This window comes from Enterovirga rhinocerotis (assembly GCF_004363955.1).
Lineage (GTDB): Bacteria > Pseudomonadota > Alphaproteobacteria > Rhizobiales > Beijerinckiaceae > Enterovirga > Enterovirga rhinocerotis.
The window spans coordinates 634,814-655,697 of sequence record NZ_SNZR01000011.1 but is presented as its reverse complement, the minus strand read 5'-3'; the positions used below and the strand labels follow the sequence as shown (position 1 = coordinate 655,697).

At 67.7% G+C, this 20,884-nt stretch carries 19 protein-coding genes; 5 read left to right on the top strand and 14 right to left on the bottom strand.

Annotated features, from left to right (window positions below; genetic code table 11):
- Positions 1-146: 146 nt before the first annotated feature.
- From rpoB to rplJ, 3 genes are all read right to left on the bottom strand, one after another.
- Positions 147-4,268 carry a DNA-directed RNA polymerase subunit beta gene (rpoB, locus tag EV668_RS03645; protein WP_133768474.1) on the bottom strand — a complete coding sequence of 1,374 codons (4,122 nt, stop codon included), beginning with the start codon at positions 4,266-4,268 and terminating at the stop codon, positions 147-149.
- Between the two features lie 300 nt (positions 4,269-4,568).
- Positions 4,569-4,946, bottom strand: coding sequence for a 50S ribosomal protein L7/L12 (rplL, locus tag EV668_RS03640; protein WP_133768473.1), 378 nt, complete (start codon positions 4,944-4,946; stop codon positions 4,569-4,571).
- A 69-nt stretch (positions 4,947-5,015) separates the two neighbouring features.
- The gene (gene rplJ / locus EV668_RS03635; RefSeq protein ID WP_133768472.1) at positions 5,016-5,534 is read right to left on the bottom strand and encodes a 50S ribosomal protein L10; all 519 of its coding nucleotides are present in this window, start codon (positions 5,532-5,534) and stop codon (positions 5,016-5,018) included.
- 589 nt (positions 5,535-6,123) lie between these two features.
- On the opposite strand from rplJ, the gene EV668_RS03630 reads away from it, so the two are divergent.
- Genes EV668_RS03630 through EV668_RS03620 form a run of 3 tightly spaced genes read left to right on the top strand, consistent with a single transcriptional unit; the run spans position 6,124 to position 7,931 of the window.
- Positions 6,124-6,723 (top strand): YceI family protein, encoded by a 600-nt coding sequence (locus EV668_RS03630; RefSeq protein ID WP_245512817.1) that lies wholly within the window; start codon positions 6,124-6,126, stop codon positions 6,721-6,723.
- Complete coding sequence (locus tag EV668_RS03625; protein ID WP_133768470.1) at positions 6,720-7,340, top strand: cytochrome b; 621 nt, start codon at positions 6,720-6,722, stop codon at positions 7,338-7,340. Before EV668_RS03630 ends, EV668_RS03625 begins: the two co-directional genes overlap by 4 nt.
- 18 nt (positions 7,341-7,358) lie before the next feature.
- Entirely contained in the window at positions 7,359-7,931 is a 573-nt protein-coding gene (locus tag EV668_RS03620) for a YceI family protein (RefSeq protein ID WP_133768469.1), read from the top strand.
- A gap of 195 nt (positions 7,932-8,126) precedes the next feature.
- Here EV668_RS03620 and rplA read toward each other — a convergent pair whose 3' ends face one another.
- The 5 genes from rplA to EV668_RS03595 all read right to left on the bottom strand — a co-directional run bounded on the left by rplA (position 8,127) and on the right by EV668_RS03595 (position 12,216).
- A complete protein-coding gene (gene rplA / locus EV668_RS03615) occupies positions 8,127-8,822 on the bottom strand; it encodes a 50S ribosomal protein L1 (RefSeq protein WP_133768468.1) in 696 nt (231 codons plus the stop codon).
- A 10-nt stretch (positions 8,823-8,832) separates the two neighbouring features.
- Entirely contained in the window at positions 8,833-9,282 is a 450-nt protein-coding gene (gene rplK, locus EV668_RS03610; RefSeq protein WP_133768467.1) for a 50S ribosomal protein L11, read from the bottom strand.
- A 263-nt stretch (positions 9,283-9,545) separates the two neighbouring features.
- Positions 9,546-10,079: a transcription termination/antitermination protein NusG gene (nusG, locus tag EV668_RS03605; protein WP_133768466.1), complete on the bottom strand. Its 534-nt coding sequence runs from the start codon at positions 10,077-10,079 to the stop codon at positions 9,546-9,548.
- A 4-nt stretch (positions 10,080-10,083) separates the two neighbouring features.
- Complete coding sequence (gene secE / locus EV668_RS03600) at positions 10,084-10,326, bottom strand: preprotein translocase subunit SecE (protein ID WP_133768465.1); 243 nt, start codon at positions 10,324-10,326, stop codon at positions 10,084-10,086.
- A 162-nt stretch (positions 10,327-10,488) separates the two neighbouring features.
- On the bottom strand, positions 10,489-12,216 hold the full coding sequence (locus tag EV668_RS03595) for a GGDEF domain-containing protein (RefSeq protein WP_133768464.1): 1,728 nt from the start codon (positions 12,214-12,216) through the stop codon (positions 10,489-10,491).
- A gap of 289 nt (positions 12,217-12,505) precedes the next feature.
- Between EV668_RS03595 and EV668_RS03590 the strand changes: the two genes are divergently transcribed.
- Positions 12,506-12,931: a low affinity iron permease family protein gene (locus tag EV668_RS03590; RefSeq protein ID WP_133768463.1), complete on the top strand. Its 426-nt coding sequence runs from the start codon at positions 12,506-12,508 to the stop codon at positions 12,929-12,931.
- A 113-nt stretch (positions 12,932-13,044) separates the two neighbouring features.
- Here the strand turns inward: EV668_RS03590 and EV668_RS03585 are convergent, their stop codons facing one another.
- The 6 genes from EV668_RS03585 to EV668_RS03560 all read right to left on the bottom strand — a co-directional run bounded on the left by EV668_RS03585 (position 13,045) and on the right by EV668_RS03560 (position 19,666).
- Positions 13,045-13,755 carry an ABC transporter ATP-binding protein gene (locus tag EV668_RS03585; RefSeq protein ID WP_133768462.1) on the bottom strand — a complete coding sequence of 237 codons (711 nt, stop codon included), beginning with the start codon at positions 13,753-13,755 and terminating at the stop codon, positions 13,045-13,047.
- Positions 13,752-15,638, bottom strand: coding sequence for a branched-chain amino acid ABC transporter ATP-binding protein/permease (locus EV668_RS03580; protein WP_133768461.1), 1,887 nt, complete (start codon positions 15,636-15,638; stop codon positions 13,752-13,754). Before EV668_RS03580 ends, EV668_RS03585 begins: the two co-directional genes overlap by 4 nt.
- Positions 15,635-16,510 (bottom strand): branched-chain amino acid ABC transporter permease, encoded by an 876-nt coding sequence (locus EV668_RS03575; RefSeq protein ID WP_133768460.1) that lies wholly within the window; start codon positions 16,508-16,510, stop codon positions 15,635-15,637. Before EV668_RS03575 ends, EV668_RS03580 begins: the two co-directional genes overlap by 4 nt.
- Before the next feature lie 10 nt (positions 16,511-16,520).
- Positions 16,521-17,834 carry an ABC transporter substrate-binding protein gene (locus EV668_RS03570; RefSeq protein WP_133768459.1) on the bottom strand — a complete coding sequence of 438 codons (1,314 nt, stop codon included), beginning with the start codon at positions 17,832-17,834 and terminating at the stop codon, positions 16,521-16,523.
- A gap of 78 nt (positions 17,835-17,912) precedes the next feature.
- Positions 17,913-18,632 (bottom strand): DJ-1/PfpI family protein, encoded by a 720-nt coding sequence (locus EV668_RS03565; RefSeq protein ID WP_133768458.1) that lies wholly within the window; start codon positions 18,630-18,632, stop codon positions 17,913-17,915.
- Complete coding sequence (locus EV668_RS03560) at positions 18,629-19,666, bottom strand: carbon-nitrogen hydrolase family protein (protein ID WP_133769961.1); 1,038 nt, start codon at positions 19,664-19,666, stop codon at positions 18,629-18,631. Before EV668_RS03560 ends, EV668_RS03565 begins: the two co-directional genes overlap by 4 nt.
- 112 nt (positions 19,667-19,778) lie before the next feature.
- Here EV668_RS03560 and EV668_RS03555 point away from each other — a divergent pair, with 112 nt between their 5' ends.
- Positions 19,779-20,822 (top strand): LysR family transcriptional regulator, encoded by a 1,044-nt coding sequence (locus tag EV668_RS03555; protein ID WP_133768457.1) that lies wholly within the window; start codon positions 19,779-19,781, stop codon positions 20,820-20,822.
- Positions 20,823-20,884: the final 62 nt, after the last annotated feature.

Genomic DNA, 20,884 nt, shown 5'->3' with positions numbered 1-20,884 from the left:
TCCGGCAAAGGCGACACCGTGGTGCCTGAATTCCTGTCATCCCGGGCGCGCCGAGCGCGACCCGGGACCGTTCTCCGAGAGCGTGCGACGGACGGTCCCGGCGCTCCGCTACGCTCCGGCCGGAATGACGGCCGGAGCGTCGCCCGTCACTCGGCCGCTTCGGCCGGAGGCAGTTCGCCCGGACCCTTCTTCGCCGAGTTGAGCTCGACGTTGAGGCCGAGGGAGCGCATCTCCTTGACCAGCACGTTGAAGCTCTCCGGGATGCCGGATTCGAAGGCGTCGTCGCCGCGCACGATGGCCTCGTAGACCTTCGTGCGGCCGGCCACGTCGTCCGACTTCACCGTCAGCATCTCCTGCAGCGTGTAGGCCGCGCCGTAGGCTTCGAGCGCCCAGACCTCCATCTCGCCGAAGCGCTGTCCGCCGAACTGCGCCTTGCCGCCCAGCGGCTGCTGGGTGACGAGCGAATACGGGCCGATCGAGCGGGCGTGGATCTTGTCGTCGACGAGGTGGTGCAGCTTCAGCATGTAGATGTAGCCGACGGTCACCTTGCGGTCGAAGGCCTCGCCCGTGCGTCCGTCATACAGCGTCGACTGACCCGACCGATCGAGACCCGCCTGCTCCAGGAGGTTCTCGATGTCGATCTCCTTCGCGCCGTTGAAGACGGGCGTCGCGATCGGCACGCCGCGGCGCAGGTTCTGGCCCATCTCGGCCAGCTCCTGATCCGACATGCCCTCGAGCGAGGCACCCTCGCCGACGATCTCGCGCATCCGGGCCTGGAAGCGCGCACCGTCATGCGCCCTCTGATAGGCGTCGACGGCCTGGGACACCTGCCGGCCGAGGCCGGCGGCAGCCCAGCCGAGATGCGTCTCGAGGATCTGCCCGACATTCATGCGCGAGGGCACGCCGAGCGGGTTCAGCACGATATCCGCATGCGTCCCGTCCTCCAGGAACGGCATGTCCTCGATCGGCACGATCTTGGACACGACGCCCTTGTTGCCGTGACGGCCGGCCATCTTGTCGCCCGGCTGGATCTTGCGCTTCACCGCCACGAAGACCTTGACCATCTTCATGACGCCGGCCGGCAGCTCGTCGCCGCGCTGCAGCTTCTCGACCTTGTCGAGGAAGCGCTGCTCGAGGCGCTTCTTCGACTCGTCGTACTGCTTCTGCATCGCCTCGAGCTCGATCATCGTCTTGTCGTCGAGCACGGCGAACTGCCACCACTGGGAGCGCGGATACTCGTCGAGCACCGCGCGGCTCAGGGTCGTGTCCTTGCGGAAGCCCTTCGGCCCCGCGACGCCCTGCTGCCCGTCCAGCACCTCGGCGAGGCGGGCATAGGTGTTGCGGTCGAGGATCGACTGCTCGTCGTCGCGGTCCTTGGCGAGGCGCTCGATCTCCTCGCGCTCGATCGCCTGGGCGCGCTCGTCCTTGTCGACGCCGTGCCGGTTGAAGACGCGGACCTCGACGATGGTGCCGGTCACGCCCGGCGGGACGCGGAGCGAGGTGTCGCGGACGTCGGACGCCTTCTCGCCGAAGATGGCGCGGAGGAGCTTCTCCTCCGGCGTCATCGGGCTCTCACCCTTCGGCGTGATCTTGCCGACGAGGATGTCGCCGGCATGGACCTCGGCGCCGATATAGACGATCCCGGCCTCGTCGAGGTTCTTCAGCGCCTCTTCCGACACGTTCGGAATGTCGCGCGTGATCTCCTCCGGCCCGAGCTTCGTGTCGCGCGCCGCGACCTCAAACTCCTCGATATGGATCGAGGTGAAGACGTCGTCCTTCACGATCCGCTCGGAGAGCAGGATCGAGTCCTCGAAGTTGTAGCCGTTCCACGGCATGAACGCGACGAGCACGTTCCGGCCGAGGGCCAGCTCGCCGAACTCCGTCGAGGGGCCGTCGGCGATGATGTCGCCCTTGCCCACGACGTCGCCGACGCGCACCAGCGGCTTCTGCGTGATGCAGGTCGACTGGTTCGAGCGCTGGAACTTCTGCAGCCGGTAGATGTCGACGCCCGGACGGGTCGGGTCCATCTCGCCGGTGGCGCGGATGACGATACGGGTCGCGTCGACCTGGTCGACGATGCCCGCGCGCCGCGCGCCGATGGCGGCGCCGGAATCGCGCGCGACCACCGCTTCCATGCCGGTGCCGACGAAGGGCGCATCCGCCTTCACGAGCGGCACGGCCTGACGCTGCATGTTCGAGCCCATGAGGGCGCGGTTCGCGTCGTCGTTCTCGAGGAACGGGATGAGCGCGGCCGCGACCGAGACGAGCTGCTTCGGCGAAACGTCCATGAGATCGACGCGGTCGCCGGGCACGACCACGACCTCGCCCGCCTTGCGGCAGACGACGAGATCGTCGGTGAGCTGGCCGCTGCCGTCCATGGCCGCGTCGGCCTGCGCGACGTGATACTTCGCCTCCTCCATCGCGGAGAGGTAGATCACCTCGCTCGTCACCTGCCCGTCCTTCACCTTGCGGAAGGGCGTCTCGATGAAGCCGTACTTGTTGACGCGCGCGAAGGTCGCGAGCGAGTTGATGAGGCCGATATTCGGGCCTTCCGGCGTCTCGATCGGGCAGATGCGGCCGTAATGGGTCGGGTGCACGTCGCGCACCTCGAAGCCGGCGCGCTCACGCGTCAGACCGCCCGGGCCGAGCGCCGAAAGACGACGCTTGTGCGTGACTTCCGAGAGCGGGTTCGTCTGGTCCATAAACTGCGAGAGCTGCGAGGAGCCGAAGAACTCGCGCACGGCGGCGGCCGCCGGCTTCGCGTTGATCAGGTCCTGCGGCATGACCGTGTCGATATCGACCGAGGACATGCGCTCCTTGATCGCGCGCTCCATGCGCAGGAGGCCGACGCGGTACTGGTTCTCCATGAGCTCGCCGACCGAGCGCACCCGGCGGTTGCCGAGGTGGTCGATGTCGTCGATCTCGCCCTTGCCGTCGCGGAGGTCGACCAGCGCCTTGATGACCGCGAGCATGTCCTCGCGGCGCAGGGTCCGCTGAGTGTCCGGCGCGTCGAGGTCGAGGCGCATGTTCATCTTCACCCGGCCGACGGCCGAGAGGTCGTAGCGCTCGCCGTCGAAGAACAGCGAGTTGAACATGTTCTCCGCCGTCTCGAGCGTCGGCGGCTCGCCGGGGCGCATGACGCGGTAGATGTCGAACAGAGCGCCCTCGCGGCCGATGTTCTTGTCGACGGCGAGCGTGTTGCGGATGTAGGGGCCGACATTGACGTGGTCGATGTCGAGGACCGGGATCTCCCCGACGCCCGCTTCGGTCAGCGCCGCGAGAAGCTTCTCGGTGATCTCCTCGCCGGCCTCGGCATAGATCTCGCCCGTCTTCATGTTGACGAGGTCTTCGGCGACGTACTGGCCGTAGACGTCCTCCTCGGTCACGCGAAGGGCCTTGAGGCCCTTCTCGGCGAGCTGGCGCGCCTGACGGACGGTCAGCTTCTTGCCGGCCTCGAGGACGACCTCGCCGCTATCGGCGTCGATGAGGTCGGTCACGGCCTTGAAGCCGCGCATCTTCTCGGGATCGAAGGGCGCGCGCCAGCCGTTCTTGTCGAGGCTGTAGATGACCCGCTCGTAGAAGCGCTCGAGGATCTCCTCGGAATCGAGGCCGAGCGCGTACATCAGCGACGTGACCGGGATCTTCCGCTTCCGGTCGATGCGCGCATGCACGATGTCCTTGGCGTCGAACTCGATGTCGAGCCAGGAGCCGCGATAGGGGATGATGCGGGCGGCGAAGAGCAGCTTGCCCGACGAATGGGTCTTGCCCTTGTCGTGGTCGAAGAACACGCCCGGCGAGCGGTGCATCTGCGAGACGATGACGCGCTCGGTGCCGTTGACGATGAAGGTGCCGTTATCCGTCATGAGCGGCATCTCGCCCATGTAGACGTCCTGCTCCTTGATGTCCTTGACGGACTTCGCCTGCGTATCCGGATCGACATCGAACACGATGAGGCGCAGCGTCACCTTGAGGGGCGCCGAGAAGGTCATGCCGCGCTGACGGCACTCGTCCACGTCGTATTTCGGCGGCTCGAAGGTGTACTTGACGAATTCGAGCAAGGCGGTCGAGGCGAAGTCGGAGATCGGGAAGACCGACTTGAAGACCGATTGCAGGCCCTCGTCCGGACGTCCGCCCTTCGGCTCGTCCACCATCAGGAACTGGTCGTAGGAGGCCTTCTGAACCTCGATCAGGTTCGGCATCTCGGCCACTTCGGCGATCTTGCCGAAGAATTTACGGATCCGCTTGCGCCCTGCCAGCGTGCTGCCCATTTGGCCCTCGTCCTCAGAAACGTCTGGCCGGGCGCCCCGGAAAATGCTCGCTCGAAGCATCGTCGGGGCGCCGGGTCAGACGTCGGCGGTATCCCGCCTCGGTTTCGTTTCGTTCCCGCGATTTGGAAACGACGGAGCGGCCCCGGGCGCGAAGCCCGAGACCGCCGTTCTTATCTATCCCTATCCCGCCGTCATGGCCGGATTCGATCCGGCCATCCAGAGGGCGGCGGAGCAGCGGCGCGAGACCTTTCGATCTCTGCTCCGCTCCGCCGGAGGATGGTCCTCAAGCTCGCCGTCGGCTTACTTGAGCTCCACCTTGGCGCCAGCCTTCTCGAGCTGGGCCTTGAGCTTGGCGGCGTCGTCCTTCGACACGCCTTCCTTGACCGGCTTCGGAGCGCCTTCGACCAGGTCCTTGGCCTCCTTGAGGCCGAGGCCGGTGATCGCGCGGACCTCCTTGATGACCTCGATCTTCTTGTCGCCGGCGGCGGCGAGAACGACCGTGAACTCGGTCTGCTCCTCGACGGCCGGAGCGGCAGCGCCACCACCGGCGGGGCCGGCGACGGCGACGGCGGCCGCAGCCGACACGCCCCACTTCTCTTCGAGCATCTTGGCGAGCTCAGCCGCCTCGAGCACGGTCAGCGACGACAGATCGTCAACGATTTTCGCAAGATCAGCCATAATGTAGGTATCCTTGAACGGTTCGAACAGATGCCGCGCGAGAGCGCACGGCGTCGCGTTGAGGTGGGATCAGGCCGCCTCGTCCTTCGCGGCATAGGCTCCGAACACCCGAGCGAGCTTCGCTGCGGGGGCGTTGGCGAGCTGAGCGAGCTTGGTAGCGGGGGCCTGGATGAGGCCGACCAGCTTGCCGCGCAGTTCGTCGAGCGAGGGGAGCGTCGCGAGCGAGCGCACCCCGTTCGGGTCCAGTGCGGTCGTACCCATCGCTCCGCCGAGGATGACCAGCTTGTCGTTGGTCTTGGCGAAGTCGACGGCGACCTTGGGCGCCGCGACCGGATCGCTGGAATAGGCGATCAGGGTGGGACCCTTCATCAGGGTCCCGATGGACGCGACGTCCGTGCCTTCGAGGGCGATCTTGGCGAGCCTGTTCTTGGCGACCTTCACCGTGGCGCCGGCCTGCTTCATCTGCGCGCGCAGCTTCTGCATGTCGGCAACGGTGAGGCCTTTGTAGTGGGCCACGACGACGACGGCGGTATCGCTAAACACGCCGTTGAGCGTCGTGACGAGCTCGCGTTTCGCTGCTCTATCCACTGGCTCACTCCGTTAGACGGACCATCGATCGGTCCGCCGGCTACGAATGCCGCCCGGGCGATTGCCCGAACGACGATGAGAGCCCTGTCCACCCCGCCTGGAAGACCCCCAGGCTGGGCGAGATGGTTCGAACCGTCTACAACCCGCCGCGTCTCCGCGGCGGTGATTCGGCTTCCCCGTCTATGCAGGCGAATATTAAGCACTCCGGGCCGAAGCCCTTCGCGCGCCTGCAGTCTCGGACAGGACGTGGCCGGATCGGATGAAAGAGGAAACCTCTCGGTCCGCCGGCCGTCCATCCAACCGGAAACCCGGCTGGAATGCGAAAACGATCACCGGTTCGGAATGAACCGCCGACCGCTTAAATTGAGAGACATGAATCGTCTCATATAGCCTTGCATAGGCGATGCCAAGTCCGGAATTGCGGGTCTCCCCCGCGCCATGGTCTCGACAGCGCCCCGGAACCGGTTGCCGGGGTCCGAGGGTGCGTTGCAGCACACCCATGGCCGCGACGGGCATGGGAAGCGGAATACCGAGACCGTGCGGACGTCTCCCGCACATCCATCACGAAAGGTCCATCATGAAGCATTCGATGAAAGCCATCCTCCTGGCCGCGACGCTCGGCCTCGCCGGTCCGGCTTTCGCGCAATCGCCCTCGGACGTGCCCGCCGGGACCTACCGGCTCGACCCGAGCCATGCCAGCCTGACCTGGCGCGTGAAGCATCTCGGCCTGTCGAACTACACGGCGCGCTTCTCGAAGCTCGACGCCACGCTGACCTACGACCCGAAGGATCCGACGAAGAGCAAGCTCACCGCGAGCGTCGATCCCGCCTCGGTCAAGACCGATCTCACGACGCCGAAGGATTTCGACCAGGAGCTTCGCGACGATCCCCGCTTTTTCAAGGTCGCGAAATTCCCCGAGATCAAGTTCGTGTCGACGAAGCTCGAGAAGACGGGCGACAAGACCGGCCGCATGGCGGGCGATCTGACCTTCATGGGCGTCACGAAGCCCGTCACGCTCGACGTGACCTTCAACGGATCGTTCAAGGAGCATCCGATGACCAAGAAGGCCGCCCTCGGCTTCTCGGCGACCGGGGTCGTCAAGCGGTCTGAATTCGGTCTCGACGCCATGATCCCCTTCATCGGCGACGACGTGTCGATCGCGATCGAGGCCGAGTTCCAGCAGCCGTGAACACCGCTCCGGCCTCGGGAACGACAAGCGCGGGCCACGGCCCGCGCTATTCGGCGCTCGCCATCGCATTCCATTGGACGATCGCCGTCCTCGTCCTCGGCCTGATCGCCTCGGGCTGGTGGATGACGGGCGCGATCCGCGATCCCCAGCGCCAGGCCGTCGCCTACGACGTCTACCAGCTCCACAAGGCGTTCGGCCTGTGCGTGCTGCTGCTGACCCTCGCACGCCTCGGCTGGCGTCTCGGCCACCGGCCGCCTCCCCTCCCCGCCCATATGCGCCCGATCGAGCGCTTCGGCGCCCATGCGGCGCATGTCGCGCTCTATGCCCTGACCCTCGCGGTGCCTCTCCTCGGCTGGGCCATGGTCTCGGCGAGCCCGCTCGGGCTGCCGACCGTGCCCTTCGGGCTGTTCGAATGGCCCCATCTGCCCGTCCTCGGACCGCAGGACGATCCCGCGTCCGTCGAGGCGGGCTTCAAGCTCGGCCACGAGGTCCTGGCCTATTCCGCCGCAGCGCTCGTCGTCCTGCACGTCGCGGCGGCCCTCAAGCATCACTTCGTCGATCACGACGGCCTTCTCGGGCGCATGCTGCCCTTCGGCGGCGGCGCCGCCTCCTCCTGAACCAGACGAGATCCTCCGATGCGCCTGTCTGCCCGCCCGCTCGCCGCCCTGGTCTTCGCCTCCGTCTGCGGCTGGGCCTCCTCCTCCCTCGCCGCGACCTGGCTGATCGATCCGGGCCGGAGCGAGATCGCGTTCTCGGGCACGCATTCCGGGCGCGCCTTCAAGGGCGTCTTCCAGAAATGGACCGGCACGATCGATTTCGATCCGGACATCCCGGAGACGGCGAAGATCGAGATCGTCGTCGACCTCGCCTCGGCCAAGACGGGCGACGCGACCTACGACCGGACCCTGCCGCAGAAGGATTGGCTCGACACGGCGGCATCGGCGAAGGCGACCTTCACCACCTCCGCGGTCCGCCGGGGTGAGGCGCCCGGCCAATACGTCGCGGATGGCAGCCTCACCCTTCGCGGCAAGGCTGCGGCCGTCACGCTCCCCTTCACGCTCACGATCGACGGCGACAAGGCGGAGATGTCGGGCCGCGCGCAGCTCCGCCGGCTGGATTTCGGTATCGGCCAATCGTCGGATGCGGGCGGATCGTGGGTGTCGGTCGACATTCCCGTCGAGGTGAAGGTCTCCGCCACGAAGCAGTGACGGCGGGACTCTCCCGTCCGCGCCGGCACGGAGCCGGAAACAGAAAGGGCGCCGGCATCACTGCCGGCGCCCTTTCGATTCGAAGCCGTTCAGAGAAGGCCGTCATGTCACGGACACGACGGCCTGCTCTCGCTTAACGTGATCGCATGCCGTGATCGGAAAACCGGAACCCACTTTTCCGCGGCATGCTCAGCATCAGGCCGTGACGGTGGCCACGTCGACCTTGACCCCGGGGCCCATGGTCGAGGAGACCGCGATGCCCTTGAGGTAGGTGCCCTTGGCGCCGGCGGGCTTGGCCTTGACGACCGCGTCCACGAAGGCGCGCAGGTTCTCGGCCAGCTTGTCGTCGCCGAACGAGACCTTGCCGATGCCGCCATGCACGATGCCGGCCTTCTCGACGCGGAACTCGACGGCGCCGCCCTTGGCGTCCTTGACGGCCTGGGTGACGTTCATCGTGACCGTGCCGACGCGCGGGTTCGGCATCAGGCCGCGCGGGCCCAGCACCTTACCGAGGCGGCCGACGAGGCCCATCATGTCCGGGGTCGCGATGCAGCGATCGAAATCGATCGTGCCGCCCTGGACGGTCTCGAGCAGGTCTTCCGCACCGACGATGTCGGCACCGGCCGCCTTGGCCTCGTCGGCCTTGGCGCCGCGCGCGAAAACCGCGACGCGGACCGTACGGCCCGTGCCGTTCGGCAGGTTGCAGACGCCGCGGACCATCTGGTCGGCGTGACGCGGATCGACGCCGAGATTCATCGCGATCTCGAGCGTCTCGTCGAACTTCGCGCTCGCACGCGACTTGATCAGCGCCACCGCCTCGTCGAGCGGGTAGAGCTTGTTGATGTCGACACCCTCGCGGGCGGCGCGGATGCGCTTTCCAGCCTTAGCCATATCGCCCTCCTCAGCCCGTGATCTCGAGACCCATGGACCGGGCGGAACCCCGGATCATGGCGACCGCCGCATCGACCGACTCGCAGTTCATGTCGACCATCTTCTTCTCGGCGATCTCGCGAAGCTGCGCCTCGGTGATCGAGCCGGCCGAGGCACCCTTGCCGGGCGTCTTCGAGCCGGAAGCGGGCTTCTTGCCGATCTTGAGACCGGCGGCGCGCTTGAGGAAGAACGTGACGGGCGGCTGCTTCATCTCGAAGGTGAAGGAGCGATCCTGATAGGCCGTGATCACGACCGGGATCGGCATGCCCTTCTCGAGCTGCTGGGTCTTCGCGTTGAAGGCCTTGCAGAACTCCATGATGTTCAAGCCGCGCTGACCGAGCGCCGGACCGATGGGCGGCGACGGGTTGGCGGCGCCGGCCGGCACCTGCAGCTTGATGTAGCCGGTAATCTTCTTGGCCACTGGGAAACTCCCGAATGTGCCCCTCCCCGGACTGCCGGTCCGGCTCGCGGCGTTTCAGAAGCCGCGGTGCGATCCCATTCATGGGCCCGGCTGGCGACCGGGCGGGATCTCCCGCGGGTTTGCGTCGCGTAGAAACACGACGCGTTCCCTCTCCCGAGCAGGAGAGGGCTAGGGTGAGGGGCGAGCCCTATCCGAAAGGGACTTGCCCTCACCCGGTCGGCGCCATGCGCCGACTCGACCTCTCCCTCTCGGGAGAGGCAACCTCACTGCTTCTCGACCTGCCCGTATTCGAGCTCGACCGGCGTCGCGCGGCCGAAGATCGAGACGGCGACCTTGACGCGGGCGCGGGCCTCGTCGACCTCCTCGACCGTGCCGTTGAACGAGGCAAAGGGGCCGTCGGCGACGCGGACCGTCTCGCCGATCTCGAAATGGATCGAGGGCTTGGGCCGCTCGATTCCCTCGGCCACCTGGCCCTTGATGCGCTCGGCCTCGGCATCCGGGATCGGCACCGGCTTCGCCTTGTCGGCTCCGAGAAAGCCCGTGACCTTCGGGGTGTTCTTGATGAGGTGGTAGACCTCGTCGGTCAGGTCGCACTTCACCAGCACGTAGCCGGGGAAGAACTTCCGCTCCGTATCGACCTTCCGGCCGCGGCGGACCTCGACGACCTTCTCCATCGGCACGAGCACCTCGTCGAACTTGTCGACGAGATTGCGCTGCTCGGCCTGGTCCTTGATCGACTGGGCGACCTTGTTCTCGAAATTCGAGTAGGCGTGAACGATGTACCAGCGCTTGGCCATGGCCTCAGCTCCCGATGCCGAGCACGAGGCCGACAGCCTTCTGCATGACGAAATCCGCGATGAGGAAGAAGATCGAGGCGAGGATCGCCATCACGAACACCATGGCGCTCGTGATCATCGTCTCCTTACGCGTCGGCCACGTAACCTTCTCGCCCTCGGAGCGGACCTGCCCCAGGAACTCGATCGGCGTGACCCGTCGCTTTTTCTTCTGGACGGCGCCCTGCGGAGCCGCATCTAGCTTAGCCATGTGCCTTGGCCGTGCCTCTTGAACCGTCGGACCAACCGGGAGGGCGCGGCGACCACGAGGTCGACCGCGCACATCACATTCATCCGCGTGGAAGATGGGCCGCCATACAGCAATCGGAAGCCCCTGTCGAGCAAGGCGCGCGCCGCGAGGGCGGAAACGACGTCAGGAACCCGACCACACCCGAACCCTGTTCCGCCCCTCGTTCTTCGACCGGTACAGAGCGGAATCGGCCCGTTCGAGCAGATCCTCCCACGTCGCGGCGTCCGAGCCGACGCCGAAACTCGCGGTCACACGAACCTCCTGGCCGCCGGACAGGTCCAGCGGTGCCGCCGACAGGGTACGGCACAGATCCTCCGCCACCGCCGCGGCGTCGGCGAGAGAGGCATCGCCGATCAGCACCGCGAATTCGTCGCCGCCGAACCGGGCGACCTTGTCCGAGGCCCGGACGCGGGACCTGATCTGCACCGCCACCCAGCGCGCCACCTGATCGCCCGCAGCATGGCCGAAGCGGTCGTTGATCGTCTTGAAATTGTCGACGTCGATCAGGATGAGGCAGGTCTTCCCGATGAGGTCGGCTTTGGCGAGCCGCGCGATCTCGTCCTCCAGTGCACGGCGGTTCATCAGGCCCGTCAGCCCGTCGACCAGCGCGGCGCGTCGCAATTCGCGCGTCATGGCCCGGCGCTCCTGCAGATGAGCGTCCAGCACGTCGATCGCATCGAAAAGGTCGGAGAACTCCCGGGCGTACGATGCGGCGTCCCGGCCGGCCGGGCTGCGCTCGTGGGCCAGGGCGACCACGTCGTCGCGGGCCTGGATCAGCGGCTTCAGAAGCCGCCGCTGCACATACAGGATGGCCCCCACCGCCACGATCACCAGCCCGAGCACGACGGACATCGTCAACCCGGCCATGAGCAGCGCGAGGTCCCGCTTGCGCGCGAGCTTCGCCTCGGCGGCGTCGATCGTGGCGCCCTGCAGCCTCAGGATGGGCTGGAACGTCTCGACGATCCTGCGCGTGTATTCGGTCACGTCGACGGAGTACTCTCCGGACCCGCGCCCCTCGTCGACGATCGCCCCGACGAAGGCCAATCCCTCGCCGAGGAACTTCTGCTCCGTTTCCTGCCTCAGGCGCCTCAATCCCGGCTGACTGTCCAGGAGTGCGTTCGGCACCTCGGTCAGGTTCCAGAGTCCCGCCAGCCGGCCTTCCGCGCGGCGCAACGCAGCCAGGTTCTGGAGCGGGATGGGCTGGCGAAGCGCGAGAGGCCCGACCAGGCTCGCCGCCGATCGGCCCGCATGGTCCCTGAACTCGAGCAGCGCCATTCCCATGAAGATCGCGGGGAAGAGATCCTCATGCGCCTGGAGCAGGTGGCTCGCCCGATGCCGGACGAGGTCACGGAAGCTGTCCCCGGCCCGGAACATGCCCTGGATACCGACCTCGATCGACGCGAGCGTCCGCGTGTCGGCGGGCGCCGCGCGGATTTCGTCGACCAGCCGACGCGCAACGGCCAGATCGGTCTCGGCCGCCCGAAGCGAGATCCGCCAGCCTTCGTGCGGGTCTCTGTCGATCGCGTCCCGAGCGTGAGCGAGCCCCTTGTCGACATGGGCCCGGACCTGATCGAGGGCCGCCCGCACCTCCGCGGTCGGGACCGGTTCGGCCATCGCATTATGCGCGGGGCTGCTTTCCGCCGCGATCCTGTTGGCGACGTCCAGGAGAACGCGGAAATCCTTGAGATCGAGGATGGAGCTGGCGGCGCGTCGAAACCGCTGATGGGACTGTGCCGTCAGGGCGACGCCCAGCACGAACAGGCATGCGATCGCGATGCCTGCTGCCAGTCGAAACCGACGCTCGATACGCAATGCCGCCAAAGCCCCCTCGTGATCGGTCGCGACCGACAACGCTCGCTCGGGACGCCGGAGAGTTAGCAGATCCCGATATCGATCGCTCGGCCTTCGCATCCCCGCGTCCGAAAGCGACGCGCGCTCCGCTTCGCGCATCGTCCGGCCTCGTCCATCTCATCGATTGTCTAAACCCTCGTTCACGCCTCCGCACCCCCGCCCGCCTCGCCAGGCCGTGGAGCCGACGCGCGTCCCGTCGCGAGCGCGCCCCTGCGCAGGCCGGGAACCGGCCGCACGCGATGCTGTTGAGGCTGAACGAATCGCGGGGAATCAACGGGCGTCGAATGTCATGACCAGCGATCAACGTCTGTCGGGCGCCCTCGGCCGGCGGGCCTCCCTCTTCACGCGGCTCTCGCAGGCCGTCTCGCGCTGGGCTGGAAAACCGGCCACCTTCTTCGCGGCAGCGGGGCTGATCGTCGTCTGGGCGGTGTCCGGCCCCGTCTTCGGCTTCAACGATACCTGGCAGCTGGTGATCAACACCTCGACCACCATCGTCACCTTCCTGATGGTCTTCATCATCCAGAACAGCCAGAACCGCGACACCGCCGCGATCCAGATCAAGCTCGACGAATTGCTCTCGAAGGTGGAGGGGGCGCGGCAGGAGCTGATGGACCTCGAGGAGCTCGACGAGAGCAGGCTCGAGGCGATCCGAGAGGACTTCCAGCGGCGGGCGCGGACCGCGCGGGATCAGGATCGCCCGGACGGCGCGGGCTGACCGCCACCGAACGGGTGGCGGACGAGGGAGCCCCGCGACATGAAGCCGGGCGCGGCGCGATCGCGCCGTACCCGGCCCATCCGGTCTCCGATCGGCCCGATGGCGGGCCGGACCTATCCGTGCAGGCCGACGCCGATGAACGAGGCCATCCGCTCGGGCTCGGCCTGGAGCTCCTTCGCGCTGCCCTCGTAGACGACGTGCCCGTTATTGAGGCCGTAGACCCGATCGGCGAAGCTGAGCGCGGCGGCGACGTTCTGCTCCACCACGATCATCGTGCGCCCCTCCGCCGCCAGCGCCCGGCTGACATTGACGAGGTCGCGCACGATCAGCGGGGCGAGCCCCTCGAAGGGCTCGTCCATCAGGATGATGCGCGGGTCGCGGATGAGCGCGCGGCCGATCGACAGCATCTGCTGCTCGCCGCCCGAGAGCGTGCGCCCCCGGGAGGTCCTGCGCTCCTTGAGGCGCGGGAAGACCTCGTAGACGCGGTCGAGCGGCCAGGGCTTCGGAGCCGTCAGCGCGGCGAGCCGAAGGTTCTCCTCCACGGTGAGGCCGCCGAAGATCGCCCGCTCCTCGGGCACGAGTTGCACCCCGACGCGGGCGATGGCCGAAGGCGGCAGGCCGCTGATCGGCTTGCCGTCGAGCCTGATCTCGCCGCTCCGCGGCGAGAGGACGCCCATGATGGTGCGCAACGTCGTCGTCTTGCCGGCGCCGTTCCGGCCCAGCAACGCCACGACCTCCTTCTCGTTCACATGGATCGAGAGATCGAACAGGACGTGAGAGTCCCCGTAGAGCGCATTGATGCGCTCGACCTCGAGCAGGCTCATGAGTGCAGCCCTCCGAGATAGGCGTCCTGGACGGCCTGGTTGCGTGCCACGTCCTCCGCGCTCCCGTCCGCGAGGAGGCGCCCCTCGTAGAGAACGGTGATGCGGTCGGCGAGTTGGAAGATCGCGTCGAGATCGTGCTCGACGATGACCAGCGTGCGGGACTTGGCGATCGAGCGGATCAGGTCCCGGGTCGCGAGGCGCTCGACGGGGCTCATCCCGGCGAGCGGCTCGTCGAGCAGCAGCACGTTCGGGCTCGTCGCGAGCGCCATGCCGATCTCGAGCCGCCGTTTCTCGCCATAGGCGAGGATGTGGGCCGGCGTCTCGGCCCTCTCGCGCAGGCCGAGCGAGTCGATGACCGTCTCGACCTGGGCCTCGACCTCCGGCAGGCTGCCGGATCGGCGGATCAGATCGAGCTTCATGCGGCCCCGGCTTCGGGCCAGCGCGGCGACGCGCAGGCTCTGACGGACGGTGAGGTTCGGGAAGAGCTGGTTCAGCTGGTTGCTCTTGGCGATGCCGAGCTGTGCCGTGCGGGTGACGCCGAGCCCGGTGATGCGCTCGCCGAACAGGCGTACCTCGCCCGCACTCGGCGAGACCTCGTCGAGCAGCATCTTGAACAGCGTGCTCTTGCCCGCGCCGTTCGGTCCGATCACGGCGTGGATGGTGCCGCGCCGGATCTCGAAGGAGACGTCGTCGACCGCCTTCAGCCCCCCGTAATGGCGGGAGAGACCGCTCGTCGCGAGGGCGACGTCGCCGCTGCCCCGGGACGGTGGCGCAAGCGGCAGCACGATGTCGCGCACGGTCACGGGCGCCGGCTCGGAAGCGGGCTCCCCCGCCGCGGATCCGGCTTCCGACAGCTCGATCGCCTCGGTGCGGGCCTGGGCCGCCTTCACGGCCGCCGCCTCGCGACGCTTGTTCATCCGGTGGATGATCTCGCCGCAGATGCCCCGCCGCAGCCAGATCACGAGCCCGATGAAGGCGATGCCGAGGACGAGCTTCCACAGCGCGCCGAGGCCGGGGATGACCTGGAGGTTGTCGCGCAGCCAGAGCCAGATCGCGGCGCCGACGAGCGGTCCGATCAGCGTGCCGACGCCGCCGACGATGGTCTGGACGACGAGCTGCCCCGAGGTCTCCAGCGAGAAGGCGTCCGGCGGCATGTAGCTCTGGAACGAGCCCAGCATGCCCCCCGCGAGGCCGGCATAGAGCGCGGCGATCACGAAGGCGGCGAGCTTGTAGGCCGACACGTCGTGGCCGAGCATCGCGACGCGCGGCGTGTTCTCGCGGATGGCGAGCAGGATCGAGCCCACCGGCGACATCACGATGCGGCGCGCCAGCGCGAAGCCGATGACGAACGCAACCGCGAGGAGCGCGTACATCGGCAGGCCGGCCGAGATCGTGAGCGCGCTCTCGCCGAAGCCGAGCTTCGGCTGCGGCACGCCCGCGATCCCGTTCTCGCCGCCCGTATAGTCGGACAGGGGCGAGTTCTCGATGAAATAGGCCATCTGCGCGAAGGCGAGCGTGATCATCGTGAAGTAGATGCCGATCCGCCGCACGGCGAGCCAGCCGACGAAGAGGCCGAACAGACCCGCCGCCGCCGTCCCGATGGCGAGGGCGAGCCAGACGCTCGCGACCTTGCCCGAGACGAGGAGATAGGCCGTCACGAAGCCGCCGACGCCGTAGAAGGCGGCCTGGCCGAAGGACAGGAGACCGGTCAGGCCGAAGAGGATGTCGAAGCCGAGGCCGAGGAGGCCCCAGTTCAGTACCCGCGACAGGAGGTCGTAGGAGAAGCCCAACGGGGGCAGGAGAAGCGGTGCCGCGACCAGGACGAGGACGAGGATCGTCTCGGGCAGGACGGCGCGGAGCGCCGGGGGAAGGTTCCTGGTCATACCCGCCCCTCGGAGCCGAAGAGGCCCTGCGGCCGCAGGACGAGGACGAGCGCCATCAGCCCGTAGAGCATCACGTCCGAATAGGCGGAGTTGAACGCGCTCGTGATGCTGATGATCTCGCCCGCGATCAGCCCGCCGACGACGGCGCCGGGAAAGGAGCCGAGCCCCCCGAGCACGATCACCACGAAGGACTGCACCATGAAGGTCGCGCCCATGTCGGGCGAGACGGCGACCACCGGCGCGTACAGCATGCCGGCGAGGCCGACGGCGACGCAGCCGACCGCGAAGACGACGAGGAAAGTGCGCTTCACGTCGATGCCGAGAATGCCGACCATGCCGGGATTCTCGATCCCCGCCCGCACGACGAGGCCGAGCGAGGTCCGGTAGAGGATGAGGTAGAGCGCCAGGAGGATCGCGGCGACCATGCCGATGAGCTGGAGCCGGTAGGTCGGGTACATCAGGAAGCCCATCTCGGTGACGCCCGTCCCCCAGGACGGGACGGGCACGCGCTGGGCATGGCTGCCGAAGACGTTGCGGAGCACCTCAACGAGCACGATGCCGACCCCGTAGGTGACGAGGATCTGGTCCTCGTGCGGGCGGTCGTAGAAGAGGCGGACGATGACGCGCTCGAGCAGGATCCCGAGCACGAGCATGAAGACGGAGCCCATCGCCACCGCGAGGAAGAACGACGAGGTGTATTGGAAGGCGACGAAGATGGCGTAGGCGCCCACGGTGAAGAGGGCACCGTGGGCGAAGTTGAGCACGCCGAGCGTGCCCAGAATGATCGTGAGGCCGCTCGACACGAGGGCGAGCAGCGATCCGAGCGCGAGGCCGTTGAAGGCCTGCGAGAGGAGTGTGGCCCAACTCGGCACGTGAGGCTCCTCAGACCGGGCCGAGCTTGCAGCCGAGCGCGTCCGGCGGGCTCGCCACCTCTTCGCCCGCGACGAGATCGATCACGTCGTAGAAATCCTCCGGGCCCTTCATGGCGGCCGGAGCCTTGCCGCGAAGCACCGCGACCGGTCGCACCGCCTGATGGTCCTCGGCCCGGAAATAGATCTTGCCGAGCGTGGATTCGTAGGGGTTCGCCTTCGAGGATTCGTAGGCCTTGATGACCTCGATCGGGTTGAACGAGCCGGCCCGCTCGACCGTCAGCGCCCAGAGGAAGGCCTGGGTGTAGCCGACATGGGCCGCCCAGCGCGGATGGTACTTGTTCTTGGCGACGAAGCTCTCGACGAAGGACTTGGCGAGCGGGTTCCTGTCCGCGAGGCTCCACCAGAACTCGCAGGTGCCGTAGACGCCCTGCATGATCTCGGCGCCGAGCTCCTTGTCCTGGAAGCCGGAGAGGTTCGGCACCGCCAGCTTCATGCGCTTGAGGACGCCGAACTGCTCGGCCTGCTTGGTCGAGGCGACGGCATCCGCGCCGAAGGCGACGTTCACGAAGACGTCGGCGCCGCTATTGGCGATGTTGAGGAGCGCCGAGGAATAGTCGCTCGTGCCGAGCGGGACCATTTCCTTCGCGACCTGGGTCCAGCCCTGCTCCTTCGAGAAGCGGGCGAAGCTCTCGTAGACGCTGTGGCCGTAGGTGTAGTCGGGGACGAGGAAGGCAGTCTTGATGTTCTTGCCGAGCGACTTCGCGATCACCGGCGCGAGGGCCTTGGAGCCCGAGAAGGCGTTGTGCTGGACGCGGAAGCTGTAGCGCTGGCAGTTCTTGCCCGTGACCTCGTTCGCTCCGGCGACGCCGACGAGGTAGAGGATCTTCTCGCGGTTCGCGAGTTCGGCGAGGGCGATGGCCTCGGCGCTCGAGACCGAGCCCGAGATCATGATGGCCTTGTCGCGCTGGAAGAACTGGGTGGCGGACTGGACCGCGACGTTCGGCTTGCCTTCGGTGTCGGCGACCCGGTAGCGGATCTGCTTGCCGAGAACGCCCTTGCCCTTGAGGCCCCACGCCTTGGCGATATCCCCGCCCTCATTGATCTGCGCGATCGCGAGCTCGTAGCCGAGCTTCTCGTCCTGCCCGTCCGCCGCGAAGATGCCGGTCAGCGGGATGGTGAGGCCGACGAAGACGGAATCCGCGCCGACGCCCTCGGGGAAGTTCCCGACCTTGGCGGGCGCCTGGGCGAGGGCCGGCAGCCCCAGCGACGAGCCGGCCGCTCCGGCGATGCTTCCGAGGACGAGGCGGCGACGATCGAATTCCATGAAATCACTCCTGCGGGGTGGTGCGGGGATGGGAGGCGCGGCCGCTATGCACATTGCGGGCCGCAGAACGAGGGATGGTCAGGCCGCGGGCTCGGGCGGCTCGATGCCGAGGCGCTCGGCGACGCGACGGGCGGTCGCTGCGCGCTGGGCGGTCATCCCGGCGATCGAGCCGCGCATCGCGTCCAGGATCGCGGCCGGGGCCGTCGCGGGGGTCCCCGCCTCGAAGGGGGGCTCCGGCGCATATTGCATGTAGAGCTGGATCGACTGGGCGACCGCATCGCCGCGCAGGAGAGCGGCGACGCGCAGCGCCCCGTCGATCCCGGCGGTCACGCCGGCGGCCGAGGCGAAGGCGCCGTCGATGACGACCCGTTCGTCGACCGGGATCGCCCCGAACCAGGGCAGGAGATGGAAGGATGCCCAATGGGTGGTCGAACGCCGCCCCTTGAGCAGGCCCGCCGCGCCGCAGACGAGCGCACCCGTGCACACGGAATAGACCAGCGTGGCGCCTTCGGCCTGGCGCCGCAGCCATCCGAGGATGGCCTCGTCCTCCATGACCCCTTCCTGTCCGAACCCGCCCGGCACGTGGACGATGTCGAGCTGGCCCGCCTCGTCGAGCGTCGCATCGGGCAGGATGCGCAGGCCCTTCATGTCCGTGACGGGATCGAGGGTCTTGGCATAGCTGCGGAAGGTCGAGTTCGGCAGCCGCGAGAAGACCTCGAACGGCCCGGTGAAGTCGATCTGGTCGATCCCGTCGAACAGGAGCGAGCCGATCGTGAGATGCTTGTCCGAGGGGATCATGCGAGCTCCGAAGGCAGGAGGCGGTCCGCCGTGTCCTCGACGAACGGCTCGGAGCGGTGCCCCTCGCCGCGGAAGGCCGCGGGCGCGAGGCGGCGACGGTCGATCGAGACGTCGAAGATGTCGAAACGGTTGTAGTAGCCGACGACGTCGTGGAACTGCTTCGGCTCGATGCAGGCCGCGAGGTCGATCTGCGCGTAGACGATGCCCTCGTCGGCCTGGAGCGCCTCCCCGATCTGCGCGCCCGTGGGATCGACGAAGAACGACGCGGCCGGAGGCGTCCGGTCGACCACCTCCGCGATCGACGGATCGCGGTCGACGAGGAAGTCGCGGGCGGCCTTGTCGAGCACGCCGGCCGTCACGAGGCCGAAGACCTTGGCCTCGAAGCAATGGGCGGCCGCGCGGATGCGGTTCGCGGCGACGTTGTCGAAATTGCCGCCTCCGGCCGGGCGGCGCGTCGGCCAGATCGGCGGCCAGGTCGAGATGTGGAGCTGCTCGCCCTGGGCCATCAGCGCGTAGCGGGCGAGCGGGTTGGTGTTCTCGCCGCAGATGAGCTGGCCGATCCGCCCGACCGTCGTGTCGACGACGCGCAGGCCCGCGCCGTCTCCCGCCGCCCAGATCAGCTTTTCGTAGAAGGTCGGGACGAGCTTGCGGTGCAGGTTCAGCAGCGCGCCGTCATGGCCGATGATGACGTTCGAGTTCCAGATCGCGCCGCCGCTCGCCCGGGACCGCTCGCTGATCCCCATCGAGACGACGATGCCGAGATCGCGCGCCTCGGCCCGAAGCCTGCCGATCTCGGGTCCGTCCACGAACACCGATTCCGCGCACATCCGCTCGAACAGGTCGTGATTGTCGATCGGTGCCCAGAGCGCCGCCCAGACCGGGAAGGCGGGGATGAAGGTCTCGGGAAATGCGACGAGCGAGGCGCCGTTGCGCGCCGCCTCCCGCATGAGCGAGACGGCCTTCTCGGTCGTCTGTTTCCGATCGAGGAAGACGGGGGCGGCATGGATCGCCGCAGCCTTGAAGGGGGTCTGCATGGACAAGGCGTAACAGGCCGCTCGGCGGCGCTCCTATGCCCATTTTCGCAAAGCTCCTTGCGGATTCCCCGGCGCCGCCGCAGGCTGGTTCGGTTCTTGCTGGAGCCCCGTCATGGCATCGTTCGAGAGCTTCGACTGGGATAACCTCAAGGTCTTCGTCCAAACGGCGCGGGCCGGCAATCTGAGCGCGGCCGCGAAGCGGTTGCGGATCGACCAGTCGACCGTGAGCCGCCGCGTGGCGCAGCTCGAATCCTCGCTCGGCTCCGCCCTGTTCTCGCGCCAGACGAACGGGTTGCGGCTGACGGATCTCGGAGAGCGCCTCCTGCGCCATGCCGAGCGCGTGGAAAGCGCGGTCATCGCGCTGCAGGAGGACATCTCGGACGAGGACGAGGCCATCGCCGGCCGGGTTCGGCTCGCCACGATGGAAGGCATCGCTTCGCTCTATCTCGCGCGCCGGCTGGCCGATCTGAAGCAAAAGCATCCCTGCGTGCAGCTCGAGCTCGTGACCTCGCCGCAGACGGTCTACGTGAACCGGCGCGAGGCGGATCTCTTCCTGAGCTTCTTCCGGCCCGACGGGCGAGGCCTGATCTCGAGCCATGTCGGCCGGTTCCGGCTCTACCTCTACGGCAGTCCCGGCTACCTGGCGGAACGGGGCGTTCCCACCTGCGAGGCCGACCTCGCGAACCACGTCTACGTCTCGTATATCGAGGACCTGATCCAGGTCGACGCGGTGAAATGGCTCGACGACGTCGTCGAGCAACCTGACGTCGTCTTTCACTCGAACAGCATGATCGCGCAGATGAACGCGGCCGCGGGCGGGGCCGGCCTCGTTCTGCTGCCCGAATTCGCCGTCGAGGGCCGGACCGATCTCGTCCAGGTCCTGCCGGAGGCGGTGTCGACGACCCGCGATCTCTGGATCAACGTCCATTGCGACCTGCAATACGCTCAGCGCATCCGCAGCGTCGCCCGCTATCTGGCGGCTCTCTTCGCAGCCGATCCGAAGATGCAGGCAGGGTTGGAGCGCGGCATGCCGGACCCGATGCGCAGCCTGCATCGCCACGAGCGGCACCAGGACCACGCGCGCCGCCCCGCCGGCGCGCGAACGGCTCTCGGCCATGCGACGATCCCTACCCCGAGGGCCGTCGGCGTGCCGTGACGCGGCGAGCGGGACGAAGCGACCAGGCCGCCCGTCAGCGCCGACCGGACGCTCGCCTCACG

Excerpts from the sequence above, each read along its gene's own strand:
- rpoB (WP_133768474.1), bottom strand. The coding sequence starts at position 4,268 with ATGGGCAGCACGCTGGCAGGGCGCAAGCGGATCCGTAAATTCTTCGGC.
- rplL (WP_133768473.1), bottom strand. The coding sequence starts at position 4,946 with ATGGCTGATCTTGCGAAAATCGTTGACGATCTGTCGTCGCTGACCGTG.
- EV668_RS03630 (WP_245512817.1), top strand. The coding sequence starts at position 6,124 with ATGAAAGCCATCCTCCTGGCCGCGACGCTCGGCCTCGCCGGTCCGGCT.
- EV668_RS03620 (WP_133768469.1), top strand. The coding sequence starts at position 7,359 with ATGCGCCTGTCTGCCCGCCCGCTCGCCGCCCTGGTCTTCGCCTCCGTC.
- rplA (WP_133768468.1), bottom strand. The coding sequence starts at position 8,822 with ATGGCTAAGGCTGGAAAGCGCATCCGCGCCGCCCGCGAGGGTGTCGAC.
- nusG (WP_133768466.1), bottom strand. The coding sequence starts at position 10,079 with ATGGCCAAGCGCTGGTACATCGTTCACGCCTACTCGAATTTCGAGAAC.
- secE (WP_133768465.1), bottom strand. The coding sequence starts at position 10,326 with ATGGCTAAGCTAGATGCGGCTCCGCAGGGCGCCGTCCAGAAGAAAAAG.
- EV668_RS03590 (WP_133768463.1), top strand. The coding sequence starts at position 12,506 with ATGACCAGCGATCAACGTCTGTCGGGCGCCCTCGGCCGGCGGGCCTCC.
- EV668_RS03585 (WP_133768462.1), bottom strand. The coding sequence starts at position 13,755 with ATGAGCCTGCTCGAGGTCGAGCGCATCAATGCGCTCTACGGGGACTCT.
- EV668_RS03580 (WP_133768461.1), bottom strand. The coding sequence starts at position 15,638 with ATGACCAGGAACCTTCCCCCGGCGCTCCGCGCCGTCCTGCCCGAGACG.
- EV668_RS03570 (WP_133768459.1), bottom strand. The coding sequence starts at position 17,834 with ATGGAATTCGATCGTCGCCGCCTCGTCCTCGGAAGCATCGCCGGAGCG.
- EV668_RS03565 (WP_133768458.1), bottom strand. The coding sequence starts at position 18,632 with ATGATCCCCTCGGACAAGCATCTCACGATCGGCTCGCTCCTGTTCGAC.
- EV668_RS03560 (WP_133769961.1), bottom strand. The coding sequence starts at position 19,666 with ATGCAGACCCCCTTCAAGGCTGCGGCGATCCATGCCGCCCCCGTCTTC.
- EV668_RS03555 (WP_133768457.1), top strand. The coding sequence starts at position 19,779 with ATGGCATCGTTCGAGAGCTTCGACTGGGATAACCTCAAGGTCTTCGTC.